Source organism: Streptomyces seoulensis (genome assembly GCF_022846655.1).
Lineage (GTDB): Bacteria > Actinomycetota > Actinomycetes > Streptomycetales > Streptomycetaceae > Streptomyces.
In genome coordinates this window covers 552,472-576,920 of record NZ_AP025667.1, presented here as the reverse complement: position 1 = coordinate 576,920, position 24,449 = coordinate 552,472, and the positions used below count along the sequence as shown (strand labels likewise).

General features: G+C 72.6%; 23 protein-coding genes and 1 tRNA gene. 11 read left to right on the top strand and 13 right to left on the bottom strand.

Annotated features, from left to right (window positions below; translation table 11 throughout):
- The first annotated feature begins 11 nt into the window (after positions 1-11).
- Positions 12-488, top strand: coding sequence for a GNAT family N-acetyltransferase (locus tag HEK131_RS02785; protein ID WP_217461241.1), 477 nt, complete (start codon positions 12-14; stop codon positions 486-488).
- Between the two features lie 48 nt (positions 489-536).
- Here the strand turns inward: HEK131_RS02785 and HEK131_RS02780 are convergent.
- The 7 genes from HEK131_RS02780 to galU all read right to left on the bottom strand — a co-directional run bounded on the left by HEK131_RS02780 (position 537) and on the right by galU (position 6,092).
- Positions 537-610: transfer RNA gene (locus HEK131_RS02780), tRNA-Ala, on the bottom strand.
- 73 nt (positions 611-683) lie between these two features.
- Positions 684-1,892, bottom strand: coding sequence for a divisome protein SepX/GlpR (gene sepX / locus HEK131_RS02775; RefSeq protein ID WP_244333546.1), 1,209 nt, complete (start codon positions 1,890-1,892; stop codon positions 684-686).
- A gap of 183 nt (positions 1,893-2,075) precedes the next feature.
- A complete protein-coding gene (locus HEK131_RS02770) occupies positions 2,076-2,699 on the bottom strand; it encodes a GNAT family N-acetyltransferase (protein WP_217461243.1) in 624 nt (207 codons plus the stop codon).
- A 17-nt stretch (positions 2,700-2,716) separates the two neighbouring features.
- On the bottom strand, positions 2,717-3,247 hold the full coding sequence (locus HEK131_RS02765; protein WP_244333545.1) for a MogA/MoaB family molybdenum cofactor biosynthesis protein: 531 nt from the start codon (positions 3,245-3,247) through the stop codon (positions 2,717-2,719).
- Complete coding sequence (gene moaC, locus HEK131_RS02760) at positions 3,244-3,723, bottom strand: cyclic pyranopterin monophosphate synthase MoaC (protein ID WP_030814523.1); 480 nt, start codon at positions 3,721-3,723, stop codon at positions 3,244-3,246. The genes HEK131_RS02765 and moaC overlap by 4 nt, the downstream gene beginning before the upstream one ends.
- Positions 3,724-3,867: 144 nt before the next feature.
- A complete protein-coding gene (glp, locus tag HEK131_RS02755) occupies positions 3,868-5,184 on the bottom strand; it encodes a molybdotransferase-like divisome protein Glp (RefSeq protein ID WP_217461244.1) in 1,317 nt (438 codons plus the stop codon).
- A complete protein-coding gene (gene galU, locus HEK131_RS02750) occupies positions 5,181-6,092 on the bottom strand; it encodes a UTP--glucose-1-phosphate uridylyltransferase GalU (RefSeq protein WP_161145951.1) in 912 nt (303 codons plus the stop codon). Before galU ends, glp begins: the two co-directional genes overlap by 4 nt.
- A 94-nt stretch (positions 6,093-6,186) precedes the next feature.
- On the opposite strand from galU, the gene HEK131_RS02745 reads away from it, so the two are divergent.
- A complete protein-coding gene (locus tag HEK131_RS02745; protein ID WP_244333544.1) occupies positions 6,187-6,807 on the top strand; it encodes a 5-formyltetrahydrofolate cyclo-ligase in 621 nt (206 codons plus the stop codon).
- A 72-nt stretch (positions 6,808-6,879) separates the two neighbouring features.
- On the opposite strand, the gene HEK131_RS02740 is transcribed toward HEK131_RS02745, so the two are convergent.
- The gene (locus HEK131_RS02740; protein WP_244333543.1) at positions 6,880-9,720 is read right to left on the bottom strand and encodes a penicillin acylase family protein; all 2,841 of its coding nucleotides are present in this window, start codon (positions 9,718-9,720) and stop codon (positions 6,880-6,882) included.
- A gap of 234 nt (positions 9,721-9,954) precedes the next feature.
- On the opposite strand from HEK131_RS02740, the gene HEK131_RS02735 reads away from it, so the two are divergent.
- The 6 genes from HEK131_RS02735 (at position 9,955) to mscL (ending at position 15,816) form a co-directional block, all read left to right on the top strand.
- Positions 9,955-11,496: a potassium/proton antiporter gene (locus HEK131_RS02735; RefSeq protein WP_244333542.1), complete on the top strand. Its 1,542-nt coding sequence runs from the start codon at positions 9,955-9,957 to the stop codon at positions 11,494-11,496.
- Positions 11,497-11,719: 223 nt separating this feature from the next.
- Entirely contained in the window at positions 11,720-13,018 is a 1,299-nt protein-coding gene (locus HEK131_RS02730) for an MFS transporter (protein WP_244333541.1), read from the top strand.
- Positions 13,019-13,085: 67 nt separating this feature from the next.
- Entirely contained in the window at positions 13,086-13,400 is a 315-nt protein-coding gene (locus HEK131_RS02725; RefSeq protein WP_217461249.1) for an FmdB family zinc ribbon protein, read from the top strand.
- Between the two features lie 124 nt (positions 13,401-13,524).
- The gene (locus tag HEK131_RS02720; protein WP_217461250.1) at positions 13,525-14,358 is read left to right on the top strand and encodes an S-methyl-5'-thioadenosine phosphorylase; all 834 of its coding nucleotides are present in this window, start codon (positions 13,525-13,527) and stop codon (positions 14,356-14,358) included.
- A gap of 177 nt (positions 14,359-14,535) precedes the next feature.
- Positions 14,536-15,153 (top strand): RcpC/CpaB family pilus assembly protein, encoded by a 618-nt coding sequence (locus tag HEK131_RS02715; RefSeq protein ID WP_244333540.1) that lies wholly within the window; start codon positions 14,536-14,538, stop codon positions 15,151-15,153.
- A 141-nt stretch (positions 15,154-15,294) separates the two neighbouring features.
- Entirely contained in the window at positions 15,295-15,816 is a 522-nt protein-coding gene (gene mscL, locus HEK131_RS02710) for a large conductance mechanosensitive channel protein MscL (protein ID WP_244333539.1), read from the top strand.
- A gap of 19 nt (positions 15,817-15,835) precedes the next feature.
- On the opposite strand, the gene HEK131_RS02705 is transcribed toward mscL, so the two are convergent.
- Positions 15,836-16,012, bottom strand: coding sequence for a hypothetical protein (locus tag HEK131_RS02705; protein WP_202496326.1), 177 nt, complete (start codon positions 16,010-16,012; stop codon positions 15,836-15,838).
- A gap of 73 nt (positions 16,013-16,085) precedes the next feature.
- Between HEK131_RS02705 and HEK131_RS02700 the strand changes: the two genes are divergently transcribed.
- From HEK131_RS02700 to HEK131_RS02690, 3 genes are all read left to right on the top strand, one after another.
- Positions 16,086-16,709 carry a flavin reductase family protein gene (locus HEK131_RS02700; protein WP_244333538.1) on the top strand — a complete coding sequence of 208 codons (624 nt, stop codon included), beginning with the start codon at positions 16,086-16,088 and terminating at the stop codon, positions 16,707-16,709.
- Between the two features lie 80 nt (positions 16,710-16,789).
- The gene (locus HEK131_RS02695) at positions 16,790-17,818 is read left to right on the top strand and encodes a P1 family peptidase (RefSeq protein ID WP_244333537.1); all 1,029 of its coding nucleotides are present in this window, start codon (positions 16,790-16,792) and stop codon (positions 17,816-17,818) included.
- Between the two features lie 185 nt (positions 17,819-18,003).
- On the top strand, positions 18,004-18,750 hold the full coding sequence (locus HEK131_RS02690) for a DUF6227 family protein (RefSeq protein ID WP_217461255.1): 747 nt from the start codon (positions 18,004-18,006) through the stop codon (positions 18,748-18,750).
- Positions 18,751-18,811: 61 nt separating this feature from the next.
- Here the strand turns inward: HEK131_RS02690 and HEK131_RS02685 are convergent, their stop codons facing one another.
- From HEK131_RS02685 to HEK131_RS02670, 4 genes are all read right to left on the bottom strand, one after another.
- Positions 18,812-20,905 (bottom strand): PTS fructose transporter subunit IIABC, encoded by a 2,094-nt coding sequence (locus HEK131_RS02685; RefSeq protein ID WP_244333536.1) that lies wholly within the window; start codon positions 20,903-20,905, stop codon positions 18,812-18,814.
- Between the two features lie 178 nt (positions 20,906-21,083).
- Positions 21,084-22,031, bottom strand: a complete 948-nt coding sequence (gene pfkB / locus HEK131_RS02680) for a 1-phosphofructokinase (RefSeq protein WP_244333535.1) — start codon at positions 22,029-22,031, stop codon at positions 21,084-21,086.
- Entirely contained in the window at positions 22,028-22,789 is a 762-nt protein-coding gene (locus tag HEK131_RS02675; RefSeq protein WP_217461258.1) for a DeoR/GlpR family DNA-binding transcription regulator, read from the bottom strand. The genes pfkB and HEK131_RS02675 overlap by 4 nt, the downstream gene beginning before the upstream one ends.
- 146 nt (positions 22,790-22,935) lie before the next feature.
- Positions 22,936-24,432, bottom strand: a complete 1,497-nt coding sequence (locus tag HEK131_RS02670; RefSeq protein WP_244333534.1) for an MFS transporter — start codon at positions 24,430-24,432, stop codon at positions 22,936-22,938.
- Between the last annotated feature and the right edge of the window lie 17 nt (positions 24,433-24,449).

The following is a 24,449-nucleotide window of genomic DNA, read 5'->3' as shown; positions in this document are numbered from 1 at the left end:
CGATACCCAGCATGAATATACGTCGCGTTCGCTTCGATCACCCCGACGCCGTGAAGCTCAACGACGAGGTCCAGGCCGAATACCACGTGCGCTACGGCGACGGCGGCGACGCCACCGCCCTGGACCCCGCGGACTTCGACCCGCCCAGAGGCGTCTACCTGATCGCGTACGACGCGCTGGACCGCCCGGTCGCCACCGGCGGCTGGCGCAGCCAGGACCTGAACGACGAGGGCAACAGGGACGGCGACGCGGAACTGAAGCGCATGTTCGTCATCGAGCAGATGCGCGGCCAGGGCCTCGCCCGCCGCATCCTCGCGGAACTGGAGGCGGACGCCCGCGCGGCCGGCCGCACCCGCATGGTCCTGGAGACCGGCACCGAACAGCCGGAGGCCGTCGCCCTGTACGCCTCCAGCGGCTACACCCCGTGCGCCAAGTTCGGCTACTACCGCCACCACGACAACAGCCTCTGCTACGCGAAGCCGCTCTAGACGTGCAGAAGCCCCAGCCGACTTAGCCGGCTGGGGCTTCATGATGCGTGGACCTGTGGGGATTTGAACCCCAGACCCCCTCGATGCGAACGAGGTGCGCTACCAGACTGCGCCACAGGCCCTTGCAACGAGTGAAACTCTAGCATCCCGATCGGGGTGCTCGGAAATCCGCTCCCGGACTGGTCAGGGCGCGGGTCACTCGTTGGCGGCCCGCGGGCGGTCGCCGTCCTCGTACTGGTCGAACAGCGGGGTACGGCCGCGCTCGCGGGCCCGGCGGGCCGAGGCGCTGCGGCGGGCGTCGCCCCGGCCGTCCTCCGGGCGCCCCTCGGCCTGCGCCGGATCGGCGGCCGGGACTTCGGGGCGCTGGTCCGGGGTGACGGCGCTGGAGCGTGCCGAACTCCAGGTGCCGGGTGCGCCGAGGTCCACGTCGGCGGTGGCGCGCGGGGCGACCGGCGCGGTCACGTACGTGGGCAGCGGCACCGGGACCGGGTCCCAGCTCTCGCCGTGTCCGGGGCGGCGCTGCCGCTCGCGCTGCTGGTCGACCCACTCGGCGTGGTCGGTCTGCTCGACCAGGGCACGCCGGTCGGCGGCGAGGGCGGCGGACAGAGCGGGGTCGGTGTGCGGCCCCGTCCCCTCCTCCGGCTCGTCGACGACGACCGCCTCGGCGGCCGCGCGGCGGCGCGGCTGGCGGGCGCGCTCACGCAGCCGCGCCGCCGCGTCCTCGGCGCTCCTGCGGTCCATCTGGAAGGCGAACCTGCGCCGTTCCTGCTGGCGCAGGTAGCCGATGTACGCGCTGAGCAGGACCGCGGGCACGGCGGGCACCCAGAGGAAGGCCAGGCCCCCCACCGCGGCGGCGATCGCGCCGACCGTGAAGGCGAGGAAGAGCACCACGGTGGTGCGCCGCCTTCGCGCGAGCACCTTCGTGCGCTGGGCGCGCGCCGCGGCCGCCTGCGCCGAGGGCGCGCGCCGGGCGGGCGGAAGGACGTGTTCGGGTTCGGGCGCCGGGGCTGAACGGGGCGGATGCGCCTGCGCGGAGGGCGACTTGGGGGCCGGCACGGCCACCTCCTCGCGCGGGGCTTCCGCCCGCACCTGCCGCTCCGGCTCGATGTCCGCCCGGACCTGACGGCGCGTCGGAGGCATGGCGAAGTCCCGGACGTCCACCGAGTCGGTGGCGACGTCCGGGTCACCGGCGTCCGGCTCCCCCTCCTGGGTGGAGCGCGCCCGCAGGTCCTTGGCGTATCGGCGCTCCATCCCCGCCCTTCCGGACAGCAGCCGGATGGCGGTGCTGAAGCGTTCCGTCGGACGGGCCTCGTTCAGCTCGTCCTGCCTACGGAGCCACATCGGCACCAAGTAGGCGGCCCAGGCCCCGACAATGACTGCGTAGATGAGGCCGCTGCTGCTCACGACTCACACGGTAGAGGGGTTTCCCCGAGGCCATCCGCCAATTGAGTCGGTGTGTCGCACGATCTGGCTGATATTTCCAGCTTTTTTTGCGACCGATGCGATCAGCGGACCGTCGAAGGGCGGAATTGAATGCCCGGAGACGGACCCGAGACGGTCCACTCACGCATTAATTCGAACAGATATTCAATTTCCCGTGCTGTTCGCATTCCCCGGCCGGCCGGCACGCGCGCGCCGCCAGCGGTCGACCAGGCCGTCGGGGACCTCCTCGGCGGTGAGCGCGTAGACCAGATGGTCGCGCCAGGCACCGTCGATGTGCAGATAGCGCGGCCGCAGCCCCTCCTCGCGGAAGCCGAGCTTCTCCACCACCCGGCGACTGGGCCGGTTCTCCGGACGGATGCAGACCTCCAGCCGGTGCAGACCCACCGAGCGGAAGCAGTGGTCCGACACCAGCGCGACGGCGGTCGGCATCACCCCGCGCCCGGCGACGGACTCGTCCACCCAGTAGCCGATGTGCCCGGAGCACATGGAACCCCAGGTGATCCCGGCGACGGTGAGCTGGCCGACCAGGCGCCCCTGGTACTCGATGACGAACGGCAGCATCCGGCCCGCCCCCGCCTCCGAGCGCAGGTGCCGGATCATCTGGCGGTAGGTGGGCCGGTGCGTGATCGGCCCGCTCGGGGTGGGCGGCGGGATGGTCGCCTCCCAGGGGCGCAGCCAGTCCCGGTTGCGCCGGTTCACCTCGCGCCAGGCACGCTGGTCGCGCGCCCGTATCGGCCGCAGGACGACATCCCCGTCCACCAGCACCACGGGCCAGGATCTGCCGGTCAGCTCGCACCCCCGGCGCCCGCGTGACCCGGTGCGTCGGGCCGGGGGTGGTCGCCGCCGCGGATCTGGTCGACGGCGTGCGTCAGCAGCGGCTCCAGCACGGCGAGCCCGTCCCGCACTCCCCCGCTCGAACCCGGCAGGTTCACGATCACCGTGGTGCCCGCGACCCCGGCCAGGCCCCGTGAGAGCGCGGCGGTGGGCACCTTCTCGCGCCCGTACGCGCGGATCGCCTCGGCGATGCCCGGCACCTCGTAGTCGAGGACCGCGCGGGTCGCCTCGGGGGTGCGGTCGGTGGGCGAGATACCGGTGCCGCCGGTGGTCACGACCGCGTCGTACCCGGCCGCCACGGCCGCGCGCAGGGCGGCCTCGACCGGGTCGCCGTCCGGGACCACCTCGGGCCCGTCCACGGCGAAGCCGAGGCGCGTGAGGCCCTCGGCCACCGCGGGGCCGCCCTTGTCGGCGTAGACGCCGGCGGCGGCGCGGTTGGAGGCGGTGACGACCAGCGCCCGGTACGCCGGGGCGCCGGTCACGCCCGGCTCCAGTGGCCGGACTTGCCGCCGGTCTTCTCCTCCACCCGCACGTCGGTGATGACGGCGCCCTTGTCGACCGCCTTCACCATGTCGACCACGGTGAGCGCGGCGACGGAGACGGCCGTGAGCGCCTCCATCTCCACGCCCGTGCGGTCGGTGGTCTTCACGGTGGCCAGGATCTCCACGCCCTCGTCCGTGACGGCGAGGTCCAGCGTCACGCCGGACACCGACAGCGGGTGGCACAGCGGGATCAGGTCCGGGGTGCGCTTGGCGCCCATGATGCCCGCGATCCGGGCGGTGGCCAGGGCGTCGCCCTTGGGCACCCCCTCGCCGCGCAGCAGCTCGACCACGCGCGGTGACACGAGCACCCGGCCACTGGCACGGGCGGTGCGCGCGGTCACTTCCTTCCCGGATACGTCGACCATGCGGGCCGCGCCCGCCTCGTCGATGTGCGTCAGTCGGTCGTGCGTACTCATGGTGTGCGGTGCTTCCCGTTTGCGGCCCGCCGGCGCTTGCGGTGCGCGGGCCTCGTGTGCGCGCCACGGTACCGCCAAGTCGGCCCGGACACCGGCCCGGGCTCCCGCGACGGCCCGCCGAGGACCCGCGCGGGTGCCTTCCGGTCAGCCGAGCAGGACGACCTCGACCTCGGTGCCGGGCTCGGCCGTGGCCATGTCCTCGGGGAGCACGATCAGCGCGTTGGCGTGTGCCAGCGCGGCGATCAGATGGGAACCGCTGCCGCCCACCGGGGCGACCTCGCCGTCCTCGTAGTTGCCGCGCAGGAACTGCCGGCGGCCCTCGGGCGAGCGCAGCGGCTCGTCCACCTTGAGAGTGGCCCGCGTGCGCGGCCGCTGGACGTCCGCGAACCCCATCAGGGCGCGGATGGCCGGGCGGACGAACAGCTCGAAGGAGACGTACGACGACACCGGGTTGCCGGGCAGGGCCAGCAGCGGGGTGTGGTCGGGGCCCACCGCGCCGAAGCCCTGGGGCTTGCCGGGCTGCATGGCGAGCTTGCGGAAGTCGACCCCGCCGCCCTCCTCGTCGCCGACCTCGGTCAGCGCCTCCTTGACCACGTCGTACGCGCCGACGCTCACCCCGCCGGTGGTGACGAGCAGGTCGGCGCGGACCAACTGGTCCTCGATGGTGGAGCGCAGCACGTCCGCGTCGTCCGCGACCGCGCCGACCCGGTAGGCGATGGCCCCCGCGGCGCGGGCCGCGGCGGTGAGGGCGAAGCTGTTGGAGTCGAAGATCTGACCGTGCGCCAACGGCTCGCCCGGCTGGACGAGTTCACTGCCGGTGGACATCACGACGACGCGCGGGCGCGGGCGCACCCGGACCGTGCCCCGGCCGATCGCGGCCAGCAGTGCGATCTGGGAGGGGCCGAGGACCGTACCGGCGGCGAGCGCCCGGTCACCGGCGCGGACGTCGCTGCCGCTGGGCCGGACGTGCGCCCCGGTCTCGGCGGGCCGGAAGACGCGCACCTGCCCCTCGGCGCCCTCGGGCGCCTGGGCGCGGGCGCGCATGCCGCTGGCGGGGCCGCCGCCGAGCCCGGCGTCCGTCCACTCGACGGGGACGACGGCCTCGGCGCCGGGCGGCAGCGGCGCACCGGTCATGATGCGCGCCGCCTGGCCGGGGCCGACCTGGACGGGGGCGGCGTCGCCCGCGGCGACGTCACCGACCACGTCCAGGACCGCCGGGTACTCCTCGCTCGCACCGGTCACGTCCGTGACCCGTACCGCGTAACCGTCCATGGAGCTGTTGTCGAAGGGCGGCAACGACACCGGCACCATGACGTCGTCGACCAGCGCACAGCCCTGCGCGTCGGGGAGCTGGAGCTCGATGGGGTCGAGCGGGCGGACGGTGCTGAGAATGTCCTCCAGGTGCTCGTCCACCGACCACACGTGGTCCGGTCCGACGGGACGGTTCGCGGCGGTGCTCAACTTTCCTGCATCTCCTCGGCGACGAAACTGCGCAGCCAGGTCCTGAAGTCCGGGCCCAGGTCCTCACGTTCGCACGCGAGGCGGACAATGGCACGCAGGTAGTCGGCGCGGTCGCCGGTGTCATAACGGCGGCCCTTGAAGACGACGCCGTGCACCGGACCGCCGATCTTCTCGTCCTCGGCGAGCTGCTGGAGCGCGTCGGTGAGCTGGATCTCGCCGCCCCGGCCGGGCTCGGTCTTGCGCAGTATGTCGAAGATGTGCGGGTCGAGGACGTAACGCCCGATGATCGCATAGTTGGACGGGGCGTCGGCCGGGTCCGGCTTCTCGACCAGGCCGGTGATCTTGACGACGTCGCCCTCACCGGTGCTCTCCACGGCCGCGCAGCCGTAGAGGTGGATCTGCTCGGGGGCGACCTCCATGAGGGCGATCACACTGCCGCCGTGCTGCTCCTGCACGTCGATCATGCGCTGGAGCAGGGGGTCGCGGGGGTCGATCAGGTCGTCGCCGAGCAGGACCGCGAAGGGCTCGTGGCCCACGTGCGGCGCGGCGCACAGCACGGCGTGGCCGAGGCCGCGGGGGTCGCCCTGGCGGACGTAGTGCATCGTGGCCAGGTCGCTGGACTCCTGCACCCTGGAGAGCCGGTCGGCGTCGCCCTTCTTCTGCAGGGCCGACTCGAGCTCGTAGTTGCGGTCGAAGTGGTCCTCCAGCGGACGCTTGTTACGCCCGGTGACCATCAGTACGTCCTCAAGGCCGGCTGATACCGCTTCCTCGACCACGTACTGGATCGCCGGCTTGTCCACGACCGGCAGCATCTCCTTCGGAGTGGCCTTGGTGGCGGGCAGGAAACGGGTGCCGAGCCCGGCTGCCGGGATGACAGCCTTGCTGATCCTTGGGTGCGACTGAGTCATGCGCGCCACTCTAACCGGTGTCCTTTGCGGAGAATCCGCTGCTCCGCTTAGGTGAACGTGATACGGGCGGAACGAGAGAAAGCCGGGACGGGTTGTGGAATACGACGGACGTGCGGCCGACCCCGGAAAGCGGGAGCTGCGCCGTGAACTCCTGTCCGCCAGAAGGGCATTGACGCCGGACGAACGCGCCGGTGCGGGCACCGCGCTGGCCGCGCACGCCCTCCTGCTGCCCGAACTCGCCGGCGCCGGCACGGTCGCCGCATACGTCTCGGTGGGCACCGAACCCGCCACCACCGAGCTGCTGGAGGAGCTGCGTCTGCGGGGCACCCGCGTGCTGCTCCCGGCGCTGCTGCCCGACGACGACCTCGACTGGGGCGCGTACGCCGGACCCGGCTCGCTGGCGGCCGTCCGGCACGGCGGGCGGATGGAGCTGTCCGAGCCCGCCGGCGCGCGCCTCGGCCCGGACGCGGTCCTCTCGGCGGACGTGGTGCTGCTGCCCGGCCTCGCGGTGGACGCGCGCGGGATGCGGCTGGGGCGGGGCGGGGGGTCGTACGACCGGGTGCTCGCGCGCCTGGAGCGCGCGGGCGCGCGCCCGTCGCTCGTCGTGCTCCTGTACGACACGGAGGTGGTGGCACGAGTGCCCGCCGAGGCGCACGACCGCCCGGTGCACGCCGTGGTGACGCCGGGGGGCGTACGCCGTTTCGCGCGCCCCTGAAAGCGTCCCGGTACGGGGGAAGGCCCCCCACGCGCGTGGAGGGCCTTCACCGTCGGTACCGCCGTCAGCGGCTCACGGCCGCAGGCTCAGCGTGTCCTTCGTGCTTCCGTCGACCGACTTGTCGGTGAACGACCAGGGCAGCAGATCGCCGTCGGCCCACTTGTCGGTCTGGTCGGTGTAGTGGGCGCTGAAGGCGTGCCCGGAGGCACCGCTGAGGTTGATCCAGCGGGACTTGTCGAGGTCCGCCATGTTGACCACCATCCGCATGGACGGCACCCACACCACGCCGTAGCCCCCGGCCGCGTTCCAGCCGGTCGCGTTGACGGTGGCCTCGCCGCCGCTGAGCTTCCAGGGGCCGCGGTTGAGCGCGTACCGGACCAGTTCCGGGCCCTCGAGGCCGAGCGTCTGGTTCTTCAGGAACAGCCGGTGCAGGCGTCCCCAGCTCCAGGTGTCGATGTCCTTGCCGAGCTTGGCGGTCAGCTCCCAGCGGGCGTCGATCATGGCCCGGGTGAACAGCTCGTCGCGGTCGTGCGCGGCCGGGCGGTTGCCCGACTTCGGCGCCTGCCACCACTGGCTGTCCGGCTTGTCCATGAGCGTGCGCACGACCTCGAACCAGCGGTCGCCGCCGTCCGGCTGCGCCTGGTCGGCGTCGCGCCGGCCGCACTCGCGGACCTTGCCCTCGTCGTCCAGCGGCCCGGTGCTGCCCGCCTTCTCCACCCACAGGCACTGGCCCTTGGCGCGCAGCTCCTTGGGGAGCTTGTCGCCGAAGCCGAGCTTGAGGATGTTGCGCCACACGGCGTTGAAGTACGCGGCGGCGGCCGAGTCGGCGTCCTGGGTGTAGTCCCAGCCCTCCAGCAGCTTCTGCGCCTTGCGGACCTCGGGGTCGTCCAGGTCCAGCTTCAGCAGCTTGGGCACCAGCAGCTTGGCGATCTCGCTGCTGTTGTCGAGCTGCATCTGGCGCATGTCGTCGGTGGAGACCTTGCCGCCGTCCTTGATCTTGGACTCGATCAGATCGGCGATGCGCTGGCTGCGGGTGCCGTAGCCCCAGTCGGTGGTCAGGGTGTACGGGTACTTGTCCTTGTCGACCACGGCCTGGTTGGCGGTGACGATGTAGCCGCGCTCCGGGTCGTACTCGTAGGGCAGCTCGTCCTTGCCGATGAAGCCGGTCCAGCGGTACTTGGAGTCCCAGCCCGGCGCCGGCACGGAGCCGTCGTCGCCCGCGGAGCGGGTCGGGATCTTGCCGGGCAGGGTGTAGCCGATGTGCCGGGTGTCCGCGTAGATCAGGTTCTGCGAGGGCACGTCGAACAGGGCGGCTGCCGAGCGGAAGCTCGTCCAGTCGGACGCCTTGTCCATGGCGAACACGGCGTCCATGGAGGTGCCGGGGTCGAGCGCGGTCCAGCGCAGTGCGATGCCGTAGCCGTCGCCGCGGTCGGGGGCGGCGGTGTCGACGTCCGCCTTGCGGCCCACCTCGACGAGCTCGTCGTCGCGGTCGGAGAGCAGCGGCATGCCGTCGGCGGTCTGGCGGACGACGATCTTCTTGGAGCCGCCCCCGGCGACCTTGATGGTCTCCTCACGGGTGCGGAAGGGGCGGACCTTGCCGTCGTAGAGGTAGCCGTCGCCGGAGAGCTTCTCCAGGTAGAGGTCGCTGACGTCGACGCCGGAGTTGGTCATGCCCCAGGCGATGCGTCCGTTGTGGCCGATGACCACGCCGGGCATCCCGGCGAAGGTGTAGCCCGCGACGTCGAACTGGCACTTGCTGGAGACGCTCCGGCAGTGCAGGCCCATCTGGTACCAGACCGAGGGCAGCGACGCCGACAGGTGCGGGTCGTTGGCCAGCAGCGGCTTGCCGGTGATCGTGTGCTCGCCCGAGACGACCCACGAGTTCGAGCCGATGCCCTGGCCGTTGACGCCGACGGCGGTGGGGAGGTCGTCGAGGACCTTGGAGAGGCTGGTGAGCTGGCCGGTGAGGCCGGTGCCGGTGGCGCCGGTGGTGCCGGTGCCGCCCGCGGTGCCGGTTCCCGTCGTTCCCGTGGTCCCCGTGGTCCCGGTGGTCCCGGTGGTCCCCGTCGCGCCCTGGGTGCCCGTGCCGCCCTGCGTGCCCGTGGTGGTGCCCGCCGGGGCGCCGGCCTGCTGGAAGCTCTTGCTCAGCGCGCTGTACTGGCCCTCGCGCACGATCGGCTTGTTCCGGTCGTAGGGGTAGTCCGGGTACAGCTCGCGGATCTGCTTCGGGTCCAGGCGGCTGGTCATCAGGGCGCGGTCGGTCTCGTCGCGCATGTTGCCGCGCAGGTCCCAGGCCATCGCCTTCAGCCACGCGACGGAGTCGACCGGGGTCCACTCGGCGGGCTTGTAGTCGTTGGTGAACCCGAGGGCCGCGTACTCCAGGGAGACGTCCTGGGCGTCCTTGCCCTTGAGGTAGGCGTTGACCCCCTTGGCGTACGCCTGGAGGTACTTCTTCGCCGACGGCGACAGCTTGGTGTCGTACTCCTGCTTCGCCACCCGGTCCCAGCCGAGGGTGCGCAGGAAGGAGTCGTTCTTGACCTGGCTCTTGCCGAACATCTCGGACAGGCGCCCGGAGGTGAGATGGCGGCGCACGTCCATCTCGTAGAACCGGTCCTGCGCCTGGACGTAGCCCTGCGCCATGAAGAGGTCCGCGTCGGAGGACGCGTAGATCTGCGGGATGCCGTAACCGTCGCGCTTGACGTCGACGGGGCCGGACAGGCCCTCGAGCGTGAGTGATCCCTTGGTCTGCGGGAAGGAGGCACGCACGGTGCTGATGGACCAGAACGCCCCGAAGGCTATGCCTCCGATCAGGGCCAGGACCAGCAGAAGCACGACAAGTCGGGCTTTGCGCCCCTTCTTCCTGCCGGACTTGCCGGGCTTGTCGCCCGATGTGGCGGTGGTGTTGGGGGGCATCGCTGTCCTTGCTGTCCTAACGCGAGCGGCAGGTCGGGCTGTGACTTTGAATGAGCGCTGGAGCAACCATAGGCGCAGGGCCCGGAACCACTTGACGCGGAGTCGGGAACCGGCGTGCACGGGCGTTCGATCTTGCCAACGCGAGCGTCAAGGAAACGTCAAGAGTTAGGTAAGGTAACGAAGTAGTCGGGTGCGGTCCGCCGCCCCCTCAGTGTCTTGTGTACGCGAGCCCACGTGCGCCCCCGCGCGGGCCAAGGAAGGGATGCGCCGCTGACTGTCCACCACCTCAACCAGCTCCTGTTCGCCTGCTCGCTGGTCCTCCTGGTCGCGGTCGCGGCCGTGCGGATCTCCTCGCGCAGCGGGCTCCCCAGCCTGCTCGTCTACCTGGGGATCGGCGTCCTCATGGGCTCCGACGGGATCGGGAACATCCACTTCGACAACGCCGAGATGACCCAGGTCATCGGGTACGCGGCCCTGGTCGTGATCCTCGCCGAGGGCGGTCTCGGCACGAAGTGGAAGGAGGTACGGCCGGCGTTGCCGTCCGCCTCCGTGCTGGCGACGGTGGGCGTCGCGGTCAGCGTCGGCGCGACGGCGGCGGGCGCGCACTATCTGGTCGGGCTGGAGTGGCGGCAGGCGTTCATCGTCGGCGCGGTCGTCTCCTCGACCGACGCGGCCGCCGTGTTCTCCGTGCTGCGCAGGATTCCCCTCCCCTCGCGCGTGACGGGCACGCTGGAGGCGGAGTCCGGCTTCAACGACGCCCCGGTGGTCATCCTGGTCGTCGCCTTCTGCCAGGCGGGCCCGGTCGAGCACTGGTACGTCCTGCTGGCCGAGATCGTGCTGGAGCTGGCCATCGGCGCCGCTCTCGGTCTCGCGGTGGGCTTCCTCGGCTCCTGGGGGCTCAAGCACGTCGCCCTGCCCGCCTCCGGTCTCTACCCGATCGCCGTCATGGCCATCGCCGTCACCGCGTACGCGGCGGGCGCCCTGGCCCACGGGAGCGGCTTCCTCGCCGTCTACCTGGCGTCGATGGTGCTGGGCAACGCCAAGCTGCCGCACTGGCCGGCCACGCGCGGGTTCGCCGAGGGGCTCGGCTGGATCGCGCAGATCGGCATGTTCGTCCTGCTCGGCCTGCTGGTGACCCCGCACGAGCTGGGCGACGACGTGGTGCCCGCGCTGATCATCGGGCTGGTGCTGACCATGGCCGCCCGCCCGCTGAGCGTGGTGCTCAGCCTGACCCCGTTCCGGGTGCCGTGGCAGGAGCAGGCCCTGATGTCCTGGGCCGGGCTGCGCGGCGCGGTGCCCATCATCCTGGCGACCATCCCGATGGTGAGCGGCATCGACGGCAGCCGCCGCATCTTCAACATCGTCTTCGTACTGGTCGTCGTCTACACCCTGGTCCAGGGCCCGACCCTGCCCTGGCTGGCCCGCAAGCTGCGGCTCGGCGAGGAGGGCGAGGCGTCCGACCTCGGCATCGAGTCCGCGCCGCTGGAGCGGCTGCGCGGCCATCTGCTCTCGCTGACCGTCCCCGACGACTCCCGGATGCACGGCGTTGAGGTCGGCGAGCTGCGGCTGCCGCCGGGCGCCGCCGTCACGCTGGTCGTGCGCGACGGCAAGTCGTTCGTGCCGTCGCCGACGACCGTGCTGCGGCACGGGGACGAGCTGCTGGTGGTCGCCACCGACCCGGTCCGTGACGCGGCGGAACGGCGGCTGCGCGCGGTCACCCAGGGCGGCAAGCTGGCCGACTGGCTGGGCACGAGCGGCCAGGCGCACCGGCACTGAGCGTGCTCGTTCTCACAGGGCCGGCGGCGGGGGGCCGCCTGTACGATCAAGGCACCTGATCGAACCAACTCTGTCCGATCTGTCTGACGCAGAGCTGGCGCGACCGTATGGCGGCCGGACGAAGCCCTTGAGCACACCGGTATCTACCGCAGTCCCGCGCAAGAGGACAGCTCTCGGTGCCCCCCGCACGGGCGCGCTACCAGGCGGAAGAGAGGCACGGGCCGTGGCATCCACGGTCACCACCGAGCAGTCGGCGCCGCCCCGTCCGGGCTACGGACAACTGCTGCGCACCAAGCGCGCGTGGACCTTCCTGGTCCCCGGCTTCGCAGCACGCCAGCCGTTCGCCATGCTCACCATCTCCATCGTGCTGCTGGTGCGGCACACCACCGGCTCGTACGGCGCCGCCGGTGCCGCGGCGGCCGTCACCGGGGTCTCCATGGCCCTGTTCGCCCCCTACAGCGGCCGTCTCGCGGACCGCCACGGCCAGCGGACCGTGCTGATGCCCGGTGTCGTCGTGCACGCGGCGGCGGGGCTCACCCTGACGGCGCTCGCGCTGGCGCACGCCCCCCTGTGGGCGCTGTTCGTGGCGGCCGTGCCGACCGGCGCCTCGGTCCCGCAGGTCGGGCCGATGGTGCGGGCCCGCTGGGGCACCCGGCTGAAGGGGTCGCCGCTGATGAGCACGGCGGCGGCCTTCGAGTCGGTCACGGACGAGCTGACCTTCGTGGTCGGCCCGCTGCTGGCGACCGCGCTGTGCACCGCCGTCACCCCTTCGGCCGGACTGGTCACGGAGGCCGCGCTGACCCTGGTCGGCGGCCTGCTGTTCGCCGCCCAGCGGGGCACACAGCCCCCGGTGCCGCCGCGCGGAGCCCTCGCGGCGGCCGAGGGTGAGGCGACCGCGCCGGTGTCCGCCCTCCGGGTGCCCGGTGTACGGGTGCTGATCGTGACGTTCCTGGGCATCGGGTCGGTCTTCGGCGGGATGCAGGTCTCCCTGGCCGCGTTCACCGAGTCGATCGGCGAGCCCGGTCTGAACGGCGTCCTCTACGGCGTCTTCGCCGCCGGGAACATGCTGTCCGGGGTGGTGTGCGGCGCGGTCGCCTGGAAGTCCACGCCCCGGCGCCGTCTCACCGTGGGCTACGCGGGTCTCGCGCTGGCCACGTCCGTGCTGTGGACGGTGCACTCGGTGCCGTTGCTGGCCGGGCTCGGGCTGCTGGTCGGCATGTGTGTCGCGCCCGCGCTGATCACCGGCTACACCCTGGTGGAGGACCTGGTGCCGGCGGGTGCCCGGACGGAGGCGTTCACCTGGCTGACCGGCGCGGTCGCGCTGGGCCAGGCGGCCGCCGTCACGGTCGCGGGACAATGGGAGGACCGGCTGTGGGACGGCGCCGGGTTCCTGGTCCCGATGGCCGGGACCGTGCCGGCGCTGGCGACGATTGTGGCGCTGCGCTCCCTGCTGGTCGCCCGGGGCCGGAACCGCACCGTGGCGCGTGGCGTCGGTCACCGCGAGCCCGTCACGGTGGACTGATCCACGGGAATGCGTCACTATGGAGCATCGTTAGCACTCATTGAGTGAGAGTGCCAGGAGGAAGACAGTGCCGACCTACCAGTACCAGTGCAAGGACTGCGGCGAGGGCCTCGAGGCGGTGCAGAAGTTCACCGACGACGCCCTGACCGAGTGCCCCAACTGCGGTGGCCCCTTGAAGAAGGTGTTCTCCGCGGTCGGCATTGTCTTCAAGGGCTCCGGTTTCTACCGCAACGATTCGCGCGGTGCGTCGTCGAGCAGCAGCCCGGCCGCGAAGTCGTCCGGCTCGTCGTCGTCGGACTCGAAGTCCTCTTCGACGTCGTCGTCTTCGTCGTCGTCCTCGTCGTCTTCTTCGACGTCGTCCTCGACCGGCTCCGCCGCCTGAGACCCCGTTTTCCCGGACCCTGCCGTCATACGACGGCGGGGTTCTCGGCGTAGGTGCGCACGGGATGTCCCGGTGAGCGGCACCCGGGGGTCCCGCGTCCGCCTGGCCCGTTAGGGTGCTGGGCATGGCGAACGCAGAGATCGGCGTAATCGGCGGCTCGGGCTTCTACTCGTTCCTGGACGAGGTGACCGAGGTCCGGGTGGACACCCCCTACGGGGCGCCCTCCGACTCCGTCTTCGTGGGCGAGGTCGCCGGCCGACGGGTGGCCTTCCTGCCCCGGCACGGTCGCGGCCATCACCTTCCGCCGCACCGCATCAACTACCGGGCCAACCTGTGGGCGCTGCGTTCGCTGGGCGTCCGGCAGGTTCTCGGCCCGTGCGCGGTGGGCGGGCTGCGGCCGGAGTACGGGCCGGGCACGCTGCTGGTGCCGGACCAGATGGTCGACCGCACCAAGGCGCGGCACCAGACCTATTTCGACGGGGTCCCGCTGCCGGACGGCACGGTGTCCAACGTGGTGCACGTGTCGATGGCCGACCCCTACTGCCCGACCGGGCGGAGCATCGCGCTGAAGGCGGCTCGCGCGCGGGACTGGACGCCGGTGGACGGCGGCACGCTGGTCGTGGTGGAGGGGCCGCGCTTCTCCACCCGCGCCGAGTCGCTGTGGCATCAGGCGCAGGGGTGGTCGGTGGTGGGCATGACCGGGCATCCCGAGGCGGCCCTCGCCCGTGAACTGGAGCTCTGCTACACCTCGCTGACCCTGGTCACCGACCTCGACGCGGGCGCCGAGACCGGCGAGGGCGTGTCCCACGACGAGGTGCTGCGGGTGTTCGCGGCCAACGTGGACCGGCTGCGGGGCGTGCTCTTCGACGCGGTGGCCGCGCTGCCGGCCACCGAGGAGCGGGACTGTCTGTGCGTGGGCGCGCTCGGGGGGATGGAGCCGGGGATCGAGCTGCCGTGAGGTGGCTGCGGTAGGCGCCGGCTGAGGGTGCGGCGGGGCGACTCGTCGGTCTTCTTCCTCGTCCGGGTGACGGGGTTTTCCACAACCGGCCCGTTGTCCACGGGCTCGGGCGGGGTTCGGCGGGGCGGGTCATCGTGGGGATCGCAAGCCGTTCCCTCGCCGCAGGTGGTGATCCACATGTCCGTGAACCCGAACACCGTCCCCGCTTTCCGTGTGCCACGTCCGCCGGGGACCGATGCCCCGGCCACCCGTGAGGTCCCCTTCTTCCCGCCCGTGCGCGTACGAGGCGGCGGCCGTCAGGCGGGGCGGCTGGCACGGTACCGGGGCCGGGCGGTCGCCGCGGGGCTCGCGGTGACGGCGGCGGCACTGGTCGCGGCCGGCCCCCGCCCGCTGTCCGGCGGCACTCAGTCCACCGAGCGGCCCCGGGGCCACCCCGCCGCGGACCCGGTACGGAGGCACGGGCCGGGCGAGCTGGTCCGGGCCCCGGTCCGCATCGCCGACGCGGCCGCCGTCCGGCTGCTGCGCCCCGGCGACCGGGTGGACGTGGTCGCGGCCGAGGAGCGGTCGGCGGGCGGGAGCGCGGCGCGCGTGCTCGCGCGCGGGGCCAGGGTGGCCCGGCTGCCGGAGCTGCCGGAGCTGCCGGAGCTGCCGGGCCAGGGCGATGGGCCGGAGGCAGGTGTCGGTGAGGGAAGCGTCACTGCCGGGGCGCTGGTCGTACTGGCGGTGCCGCGTGCCACGGCGGCGCGGCTGGTGGGGGCAAGCCCCACGGCACGGCTGGCGGTGGCGCTGTGGTGAGCCTTGTCGGCCATGTTTCCGAAGGCATGCGGTCAAGTCGCTCGATCGGGGGACGGGATTGGACAGGGTGGCCGCACCTTGACGTAGGTTGCGGAGCGCTCCGTTCCCCAGCCTGTGCACACGACGAGGAGAGTCACCGAGGTGAGTGCGAAGAAGGAAGCGACGAGCATTCTGGACGGCTTCAAAGCCTTCCTGATGCGCGGCAACGTCATCGACCTGGCGGTCGCGGTGGTCATCGGCGCCGCCTTCACCAGCATCGTGACCGCGGTGGTGAAGGGCGTCATCAATCCGCTGGTCGGCGCGATCGGCACGAAGAACCTGGACCACTACAGCTACTGCCTGAAGGAGCCCTGCAAGCCAGGAGCGGACGGCACCGCCGAGGGCGGCGTGCAGATCCTCTGGGGCTCGGTGGCCGGTGCCGCGCTGAACTTCGTGATCACCGCCGCGGTGGTGTACTTCCTGATGGTGCTGCCGATGTCGAAGTACCTGGCCCGCCAGGAGGCCCGCAAGCAGGCCCGCACCGGCAAGACCGAGCCGGAGCCGAACCCCGTGACGGAGCTGGAGGTCCTCCAGGACATCCGCGACCTGCTGGTCACCCAGCGCACGGGCACGGCGGACGGCGTGGTCAAGCAGCAGCGCGCCGCCGGGCCGGACGGGCGCTAGCGAAGACCCTCCGCACCGTTCAGAGGTGGTGGGGCGGCTTCTCGTCGAGGAAGCGCCTGAGGTCGGCGGCGCTGTCGCCGGCCGGACGCTCGCCCCACCCCCGGTCGGTGTCGTCCGAGGACTGCTGGTTCAGCGGGTCGTCGAAGACGAGCGCGGCCTTCGGGTCGCGCGGCTCGGGTGCGGGGACGGTGCTCATGCGTCCAGGGTACGGTCCGCCGTCCGGCACGGTTCGGCGCCCGCCGAACGGACCGCTTCCTAGGCTCGCGCCCATGAACAGCCACACGGCGATCGAGCCGAGCATCCTGTACTTCGGCACCCCTGTGGTGCTGCTGTCCACCGAGAACGAGGACGGCACCTTCAACCTGGCCCCCATGTCCTCCGCGTGGGCGCTCGGCCGGACGGTCGTCCTCGGCCTGGGCAGCGAGGGCCAGACCGCACGCAACCTGCGGGCCCGCCCCGACCTGGTCATCAACCTCCCCGCCCCCGACCAGTGGCCCGCGGTGGAACGCCTGGCCCCGCTGACCGGCCGCGCCCCGGTCCCGCCCACCAAGGCGGCGGGCTGCCGCTTCGAACCGGACAAGTTCGCCGCGGCGGGACTGGGTGAAGAGCCCTCCCACGTCGTCCGCCCGCCCCGGGTGGCCGAGTGCCCCCTCCACCTGGAGGCGCGGGCCGAACGCATACGCCCCGACCTCTCCGGCGACTGCGTCGTCGTCGAGACGACGGTCCTGAAGATCCACGCGGCTCCCCACCTGGTGGTCCCCGGCACCCACCACATAGACCCTTCCGCCTGGAGCCCCCTGATCTACAACTTCCGCCACTACTTCGGCCTGGGCCCGGAGCTGGGCAGCTCCTACCGGACGCAGACGCCGCGCACGACGGCCACCGTCGGCTGACACCCCTCGCGTGACGCCCCCTCGGCTGACGTCGCTCGCGGCTCGGTCCGGCCGCCGGGACGGTGGGCCAGACTGCCGGTATGACGACGGCTGGGGCGTTGACGGATGTCGGTGGGATTCGGGTCGGGCACGCCGGGCGGTGGGGGGCCGGGTGGCTCAGCGGGGTGACGGTGGTGCTCGCGCCGGAGGGCGGGGCGGTCGCCGGGGTGGACGTGCGGGGCGGGGGACCCGGCACCAAGGAGACCGACGCGCTGGACCCGCGCAATGTGGTGCGGAAGGTGGACGCCGTCGTGCTCGCCGGGGGCAGCGCGTACGGGCTGGACGCGGCGTCCGGGGTGATGGCCTGGCTGGAGGAGCGGGGGCGGGGGGTGCGGGTGGGCCCCGAGGCGGGGCAGGTGGTGCCGGTCGTGCCCGCCGCGTGTCTCTTCGATCTGGGGCGAGGCGGGGACTTCCGGGCCCGTCCCGACGCGGCGATGGGACGGGCCGCAGTGGAGGCGGCCGCCGCGAGCGTGCCGGGGGCGCCGGTGGCGGAGGGGTCCGTGGGGGCCGGTACCGGGGCGGTCGCGGGGTGCGTGAAGGGCGGGGTGGGCACCGCGAGCGTGGTGCTCGGCTCGGGGATCACGGTCGGCGCGCTCGCGGTGGTGAACTCCGCCGGGTCCGTGCTGGATACCGGGACGGGGGTGCTCTACGGGGAGTTGTTCGAGGGGCCGGTGGCGTATCCGGAGCCGGGGGTGCGGGAGGCCGCGCGGCGGCGGCTGGACGAGGTCGCCGCGCGGAACGCGCCTCCGCCGCTGAACACCACGCTCGCGGTGGTGGCCACGGACGCCGGCCTGTCCAAGGCGCAGGCCCAGAAGATGGCGGGCACCGCGCACGACGGCATCGCGCGCGCCGTCCGGCCCGTGCACCTGCTGAACGACGGCGACACCGTGTTCGCCCTGGCGACGGGCGCCCGCCCGCTCGACCCGGAGCCGACGGCGCTGAACGAGGTCCTCACCGCCGGAGCGGACCTGGTGACCCGCGCCATCACCCGCGCCGTGCGCGCCGCGCACCCGGTGTCGGAGCCGGGCGGGGCGTGGCCGTCGTACGAGGAGTTGTACGGGAGGCGGTAGGTGAAGGAGGGGTGTACGGGGGAAGAAAAGCCTTGGCCGTCAGGGCATTTCGGTCGCCGGGCGGGAACTCTCCGGCCACGCCCGGCGTTTACTCCAGTACGTTTCTCGGTTCCCGGACACGATGTCCGACCGAGGGGCTACGGTATGCACCCACCAGGTGACATGCAGCGACGCCGGGAGACACCTTGAGCGTTCCGTACGAGACGGCGGAGTACGAATCCGCCCAGTCGCCCGAGTCTCCGGAGGAGCACCTCGCGCGACTCCTCGGCCGTGCCCTGAACTCGTTCGAACTGCCCGACGAAGTGCTCCGGGACCTGGACTGCGCGCTGGCGCACGACAGTTCGCTGCACTCCGCCCACCACAGCGCGGGCCTGCACCGCGAGACGTACCGGCACACCTGGCTGCTCGCGGACGGCTCGGCCGTCACCCTCTGGGAGCTGGCCCACAACACCACGCCGGGCGCGGAGGCACAGCACGAGGTGTACCTCGACGAGGAGGAGCTGCACACCGCCACGACCCGGCTGGCGCTGCCGTACGACACCTCGGACTTCGAGCCGCCGGTGCTGACCGAGCTGTCGGCCGTCCCCGAGCCCCGGCACTCGTACGTGGAGGACAACTCCCCCGACCACGCCCGCAGGTTGCTGCGCCGGGCGGAGAACCCGGACCGCCCCGGCGGAGAGCTGGCGGCGCTGCTGGCCACGGCGGCGGCGCACGAGATCACCCAGGCGTTCGGCCGCCCCGGCCGGACCGCGCGGGCCGGGGTGAGCTTCGCGCTGTACGAGCACGCGTTCCTGCTGGGGGACGGCCGGGAGATCTCCCTGTGGGAGGTCGAGCACACCGCGACCCCCGACGGCCGCCACATGTGCGAGGTGTACACCTCCCCGGACGCGGCCCGCGACGCCATGGAGCACCGCGCGGCCCGGCACGGCTAGACGCACCGCGTCCCCCCGGCGGTGTTCGCCGAGGGGACGTTCGTGAGGTGATCCGGCCGGCTCAGGCGGCGATCGCCTGCTCGCTCTCCTTCTCCCCCGCCGCCCGGTCCTTCGCGGACTCGGCGGCCGGGATGTCCTGGCCCGGCTTGCGCATGCCCTTGAGGACGACCACCAGGGCGGTGCTGACGCAGACGCCCGCGGCGATGGCGATCAGGTAGAAGAACGGGTTGCCGATCAGCGGGACCACGAAGATGCCGCCGTGCGGAGCCCGCAGGGTCGCGTCGAACATCATCGACAGCGAACCGGTGACCGCGCCTCCGGCCATCGCGGCCGGGATGACCCTCAGCGGGTCGGTCGCGGCGAACGGGATCGCGCCCTCGGAGATGAAGGAGGCGCCCAGCACCCAGGCGGCCTTGCCGTTCTCGCGCTCGGCCGGGGTGAAGAGCTTGCCGCGCACGGTCGTGGCCAGGGCCATCGCCAGCGGGGGGACCATTCCCGCGGCCATCACCGCGGCCATGATCTTCATCGCGGAGTCACTGGGGCTGGCGACGGCGATGCCGGCGGTGGCGAAGGTGTAGGCGACCTTGTTGACCGGGCCGCCCAGGTCGAAGCACATCATCAGGCCGAGGAGGGCGCCGAGCAGGACGGCGTTGGTGCCGGTGAGGCCGTTCAGCCAGTCGGTCATGCCCTTCTGGGCCGCGGCGATGGGCTTGCCGATCACGACGAACATCAGGAAGCCGACCACCGCCGAGGAGATCAGCGGGATCACCACCACCGGCATGATGCCGCGCAGGGCCGCCGGTATCCGCATCCGTTGGATGGCCAGCACCACACCACCGGCGATCAGACCGGCCGCGAGGCCGCCGAGGAAGCCCGCGTTGATGCTGAGGGAGATCGCGCCGCCCACGAAGCCGGGGACCAGGCCGGGCCGGTCGGCCATGCCGTAGGCGATGTACCCGGCGAGCACCGGGACGAGGAAGGTGAACGCCATGCCGCCGATCTGGAACAGCAGCGCGCCCCAGCTGTCGGTCTGGGTCCACACGAAGTGGTCCATGACGGAGGGCGCCTTGTTCACCTTCCAGCCGCCGATCGCGAATCCCACGGCCATGAGGAGGCCGCCCGCGGCGACGAACGGGACCATGTAACTGACCCCGGACATGAGCCACTTGCGGAGCTTCGTGCCGTAGCCCTCCGTGGAGTCGCCCGCGCGGTCCACCGGGGTACCGGTGTCGCCGGCGGGGGCGGTCTTCTCGCCGCGTTCCGCCTTGGCCCGGACCTCGGCGATGAGTTCGGTCGGGCGGTTGATGCCCGCCTTCACGCCGACGTCCACCGTGGGCTTGCCCGCGAAGCGGTCCTTCTCGCGCACCGGCACGTCGTGGGCGAGGACCACCCCGTCCGCCGCCGCGATCACCGCGGGGTCGAGCCGGGTGAAACCCGCAGAGCCCTGCGTCTCGACGGTCACCTCGACGCCCGCCTCACGGCCGGCGTTCTCCAGCGACTCGGCGGCCATGTACGTGTGGGCGATGCCGGTCGGGCAGGAGGTGACCGCGACGATCCGGAACGGGCGCTCCTTCGGGACCACAGGGGTCTGCGCGGCCGTACTGCCCGCCGCGGCGCCGGCGGAGGCCGCCGCCGGCGCCGTGGCGGTGTCCTTGTCGGCCTCCGCGATGGAGGCACCTTCGGCAGCCGCGTCCTCGGCGGCCTCGGCCGGAGTCACGTCCCCCCGGATCAGCGCCGCCGCCGTCCCCGGCGCGGAGACCGCCCGCAGCGCGTCGGTGAACTCGGTGTTCATGAGCTGGCGGGCCAGCGAGGAGAGGATCGTGAGGTGGGCGTCGTCCGCCCCGGCCGGGGCCGCGATCAGGAAGACCAGGTCGGCCGGGCCGTCCGCCGCGCCGAAGTCGATCCCGGCGGCGCTGCGTCCGAAGGCCAGCGTCGGCTCGGTGACGTGCTCGCTGCGGCAGTGCGGGATGCCGATGCCGCCGTCGAGACCGGTCGGCATCTGGGCCTCACGGGCGGCCACGTCGGCGAGGAAGCCGTCCAGGTCGGTCACCCGCCCCTTGGCCACCATGCGCTCGGCGAGGGCACGCGCCGCCGCTTCCTTGCTCTCGGCGGACAGGTCGAGGTCGACCAGGTCCGCGGTGATCATCTCGCTCATCGCGGGCTCCTTTGCTCGCGTATCGCCCGGGGACGTGGGGTGGGCGTGACGGGGGTGACGGGGGTGACGGGGATGACAGGGGTGACAGGGGCGGTAGAGCTGTGGCGCGGGTCAGGACAGGGGGCGGCGGGCAGCCGCCGGGACTCCGGCACGGGCCGCGTACGCCGGAGCGGGCGGTTCATGACACCGGCTCCGTCAGTAGGCGGTCTACCGGCACGTCCGCCGTCACCGTGACCGAGGCGGGGTCCAGGTCGGCCGGGGTGGGCATCACGCTGCCCGGCAAGCACACGGCGGCCGCGCCGTGCGCCACGGCGGACGCGAGCGCCTCCGGCCCGCTGCCCCCGGCGATCAGGAATCCGGCGAGGGAGGAGTCCCCCGCCCCGACGTTGCTGCGTACGGCGGCCACGCGGGCGGAGCCGAACCAGGTGCCCTCGTCGTCCACCAGCAGTTGGCCGTCGGCGCCCAGGCTGGCCAGCACCGCGCGGGCGCCCATCGCGCGCAGTTCCTCGGCCGCCTTCACCGCGTCGCCCACGGTGAGCAGCGGGCGGCCCACGGCGGCGGAGAGTTCCCCGGCGTTGGGCTTGACCACGTCGGGCCGGGCGCGCAGCGCCTGGAGCAGCGCGGGTCCCGAGGTGTCCAGGGCGATGCGCGCGCCGCCGGAGTGGGCACGGGCGACGACATCGGCGTACCAGGAGGGGGCGAGGCCCAGCGGGAGGCTGCCGCAGCAGGCGATCCAGTCGGCGTCGGCCGAGTGGGTGCGCACGGTGTCGAGGAGCGACTCCTCCTCGGCGGCGGTCAGTTCGGGGCCCGGTGCGTTGATCTTGGTGAGGACGCCGTCCGCCTCCGCGAGCGCGATGTTGGAGCGGGTGGCCCCGGCGACCGGCACGGGGGCGACCTCGATGCCCTGGGCGTCGAGCAGTTCGGCGACGAGGGCGCCGGGCGCGCCGCCGAGCGGCAGTACGGCGAGGGTGCGGCGGCCGGCGGCGGCGACCGCGCGGGAGACGTTGACGCCCTTGCCGCCGGGGTCCATGCGCTCACCTGAGGCGCGGATGACCTCCCCGCGGTCCAGGGCGGGTACCTCGTAGGTGCGGTCCAGGGACGGGTTGGGGGTGACCGTGAGGATCATGCGCGTACCACTTCCGTGCCGCCGCGCTCGATGACGGCCGCGTCTTCGGGGCTGAGCCCGCTGTCGGTGATGAGCAGGTCGACGTCGCTCAGGTCGCCGAAGCGGGCGAAGTGCTCCTGGCCGTGCTTGGCGGAGTCGGCGAGCAGGACGACCCGGCGGGCGGCGGCGAGGGCCGCGCGCTTGACGGCGGCCTCGGCGAGGTCGGGGGTGGTCAGGCCGTGCTCGGCGGAGAAGCCGTTGGCGGCGACGAAGGCCACGTCGGCGCGGATCTCGCCGTAGGCGCGCAGGGCCCAGGCGTCCACGGCGGCACGGGTGCGGGTGCGGACGCGGCCGCCGACCAGGTGGAGCTGGAGTCCGGGGTGGTCGGCGAGGCGGGCGGCGATGGGCAGGCTGTGGGTGACGGCGGTGAGCGTCGCCTCCAGCGGGATCGCGGCGGCCAGCCGGGCCACGGTGGTGCCCGCGTCGAGGATGACCGTGCCGTCGACGGGGAGTTCCGCGAGGGCCGCCTTGGCGATGCGGTCCTTCTCGTCGGCGGCGGTGGCCTCGCGTTCGTTGAGGTCGGGCTCGAAGTCGAGGCGGCCCGCCGGGATGGCGCCGCCGTGCACCCGGCGGACCAGGCCCGCGCGGTCGAGGGCCTTCAGGTCACGGCGGATGGTCTCCGCCGTCACCTGGAACACCTCCGCCAGCGACAGCACGTCCACCCGGCCGCCGTCGCGGGCGAGCCGGAGGATCTCCTGCTGACGCTCCGGTGCGTACATGTCCGCCTGCCTCCGAGTCTCCGCCCACCGTCCGGCATCAATGCCCGAACGTGTGGTTTCGCTCCGAGGCTACGCCCGCGTTTCCGGAAAGTAAACGGGTTCGGGCTCCATTCGGACATGAACGGAACTCGGACAGACAGACTCCGTCAGGACACCAGCTCCGGCTCCCGCTCCCCCTCGGGCAGCTCCGCCCCGCCCTCCACATGCTGTGCCGGACGCTTCGGCAGCACGGCCATCAGCAGGAAGATGACGCCCATGACCCCGGCCACCCACCACAGCGCGTACTGGAAGGCGCTGACGAAGGCCGGGCCGACCTGCGCCGGGGCGAGCCGGTCGGCGATCTGCCCGAAGAAGACGACGGACACCAGGCCGAGACCGAGGGCGTTGCCCATCTGCTGCACGGTGTTGATCAGGCCGGAGGCCGATCCGGCGTGCTCGCGCGGCACCTCGGAGAGGATCGCGTCGGTGAGCGGGGCCACGATCAGACCCATTCCGGCGCCCATCACGACCAGCGGGAGCGCCATCTGCCAGGAGGCGATGGCCATTCCGTACCGGTCGGACTCCCAGATGTAGAGGAGCACACCGAGGCCCATCACCAGGGCGCCCGCCTGGAGCACCTTGCGCCCGAAGCGCGGCACCAGGAACTGCACCGACATCGCGGCGGCCATCGACACCGCGATCGAGAAGGGCACCCCGGTCAGCCCGGCGCGCAGCACGCTCCAGCCGAGGCCGATCTGCATGTACAGCGTCCAGACCAGGAAGAAGACACCGAGCGCGACCCCGAACACCGTCTGCACGGCGATGCCGGCGGCGAAGCTCCGCACCCGGAACAGGGACAGCTCCACCAGCGGGGAGCCGTCGCGGGCCGCCTTGCGCCGCTCGTACGCCACCAGCGCGGCGAAGACGAGCAGGGAGCCCGCCATCATCAGGTGGCCCCACAGCGGCCAGCCCAGCTCACGGCCCCGGGTGAGCGGGTAGAGCAGCATCAGCAGGCCGAGGGTGACCAGGACGACACCGACGAGGTCCAGCTTGAGGGCGCGGGGCGCGCGGGACTCGGTGATGTAGCGGCGGCCGAGCAGGACTGCGGCGATGCCGACGGGGAGGTTGATGAGGAAGATGGGCCGCCACTCGAGGCCGAACAGGTTCCACTCCGTCAGCAGCGCGCCGAGCAGCGGCCCGGAGACCGCGCCGAGGCCGACGACCCCGCCGAACAGGCCGAAGACCTTGCCGCGTTCATGGGCGGGGAAGGTGGCGTGCACGATCGACAGCACCTGCGGGACCATCATCGCGGCCATGCCGCCCTGGAGGATGCGGGCCGCGACCAGCATCGCCGGGTCGACGGCGAGACCGCACAGCGCCGAGGCTACCGTGAAGCCGCCGACACCCAGCAGGAACAGCCGCCTGCGGCCGTGGATGTCACCGAGCCGGCCGCCGGTGATCAGACCGGCCGCGAACGCCAGCGCGTACCCCGCGGTGATCCACTGGATCTGGCCGAACGAGGCGCCCTCGTCCCGCTGGATGGAGGGGATGGCTATGTTCACGATCGTCACGTCGACGAGGTCCATGAAGGCCGCGGTCATCACGATGGCGAGCGCGAACCAGCGGCGACGGTCCGCGCCGGAGGTCTGTTGCGTTGAGGTCATGTACTCCACGCTAGTGA

What these genes read in the sequence shown, in the direction of transcription:
- HEK131_RS02785 (WP_217461241.1), top strand. Translation starts at nt 12, where the DNA reads ATGAATATACGTCGCGTTCGCTTCGATCACCCCGACGCCGTGAAGCTC.
- moaC (WP_030814523.1), bottom strand. Translation starts at nt 3,723, where the DNA reads ATGAGTACGCACGACCGACTGACGCACATCGACGAGGCGGGCGCGGCC.
- galU (WP_161145951.1), bottom strand. Translation starts at nt 6,092, where the DNA reads ATGACTCAGTCGCACCCAAGGATCAGCAAGGCTGTCATCCCGGCAGCC.
- HEK131_RS02740 (WP_244333543.1), bottom strand. Translation starts at nt 9,720, where the DNA reads ATGCCCCCCAACACCACCGCCACATCGGGCGACAAGCCCGGCAAGTCC.
- HEK131_RS02720 (WP_217461250.1), top strand. Translation starts at nt 13,525, where the DNA reads ATGGCGAACGCAGAGATCGGCGTAATCGGCGGCTCGGGCTTCTACTCG.
- HEK131_RS02715 (WP_244333540.1), top strand. Translation starts at nt 14,536, where the DNA reads ATGTCCGTGAACCCGAACACCGTCCCCGCTTTCCGTGTGCCACGTCCG.
- HEK131_RS02705 (WP_202496326.1), bottom strand. Translation starts at nt 16,012, where the DNA reads ATGAGCACCGTCCCCGCACCCGAGCCGCGCGACCCGAAGGCCGCGCTC.
- HEK131_RS02700 (WP_244333538.1), top strand. Translation starts at nt 16,086, where the DNA reads ATGAACAGCCACACGGCGATCGAGCCGAGCATCCTGTACTTCGGCACC.
- HEK131_RS02695 (WP_244333537.1), top strand. Translation starts at nt 16,790, where the DNA reads ATGACGACGGCTGGGGCGTTGACGGATGTCGGTGGGATTCGGGTCGGG.
- HEK131_RS02685 (WP_244333536.1), bottom strand. Translation starts at nt 20,905, where the DNA reads ATGAGCGAGATGATCACCGCGGACCTGGTCGACCTCGACCTGTCCGCC.
- pfkB (WP_244333535.1), bottom strand. Translation starts at nt 22,031, where the DNA reads ATGATCCTCACGGTCACCCCCAACCCGTCCCTGGACCGCACCTACGAG.
- HEK131_RS02675 (WP_217461258.1), bottom strand. Translation starts at nt 22,789, where the DNA reads ATGTACGCACCGGAGCGTCAGCAGGAGATCCTCCGGCTCGCCCGCGAC.
- HEK131_RS02670 (WP_244333534.1), bottom strand. Translation starts at nt 24,432, where the DNA reads ATGACCTCAACGCAACAGACCTCCGGCGCGGACCGTCGCCGCTGGTTC.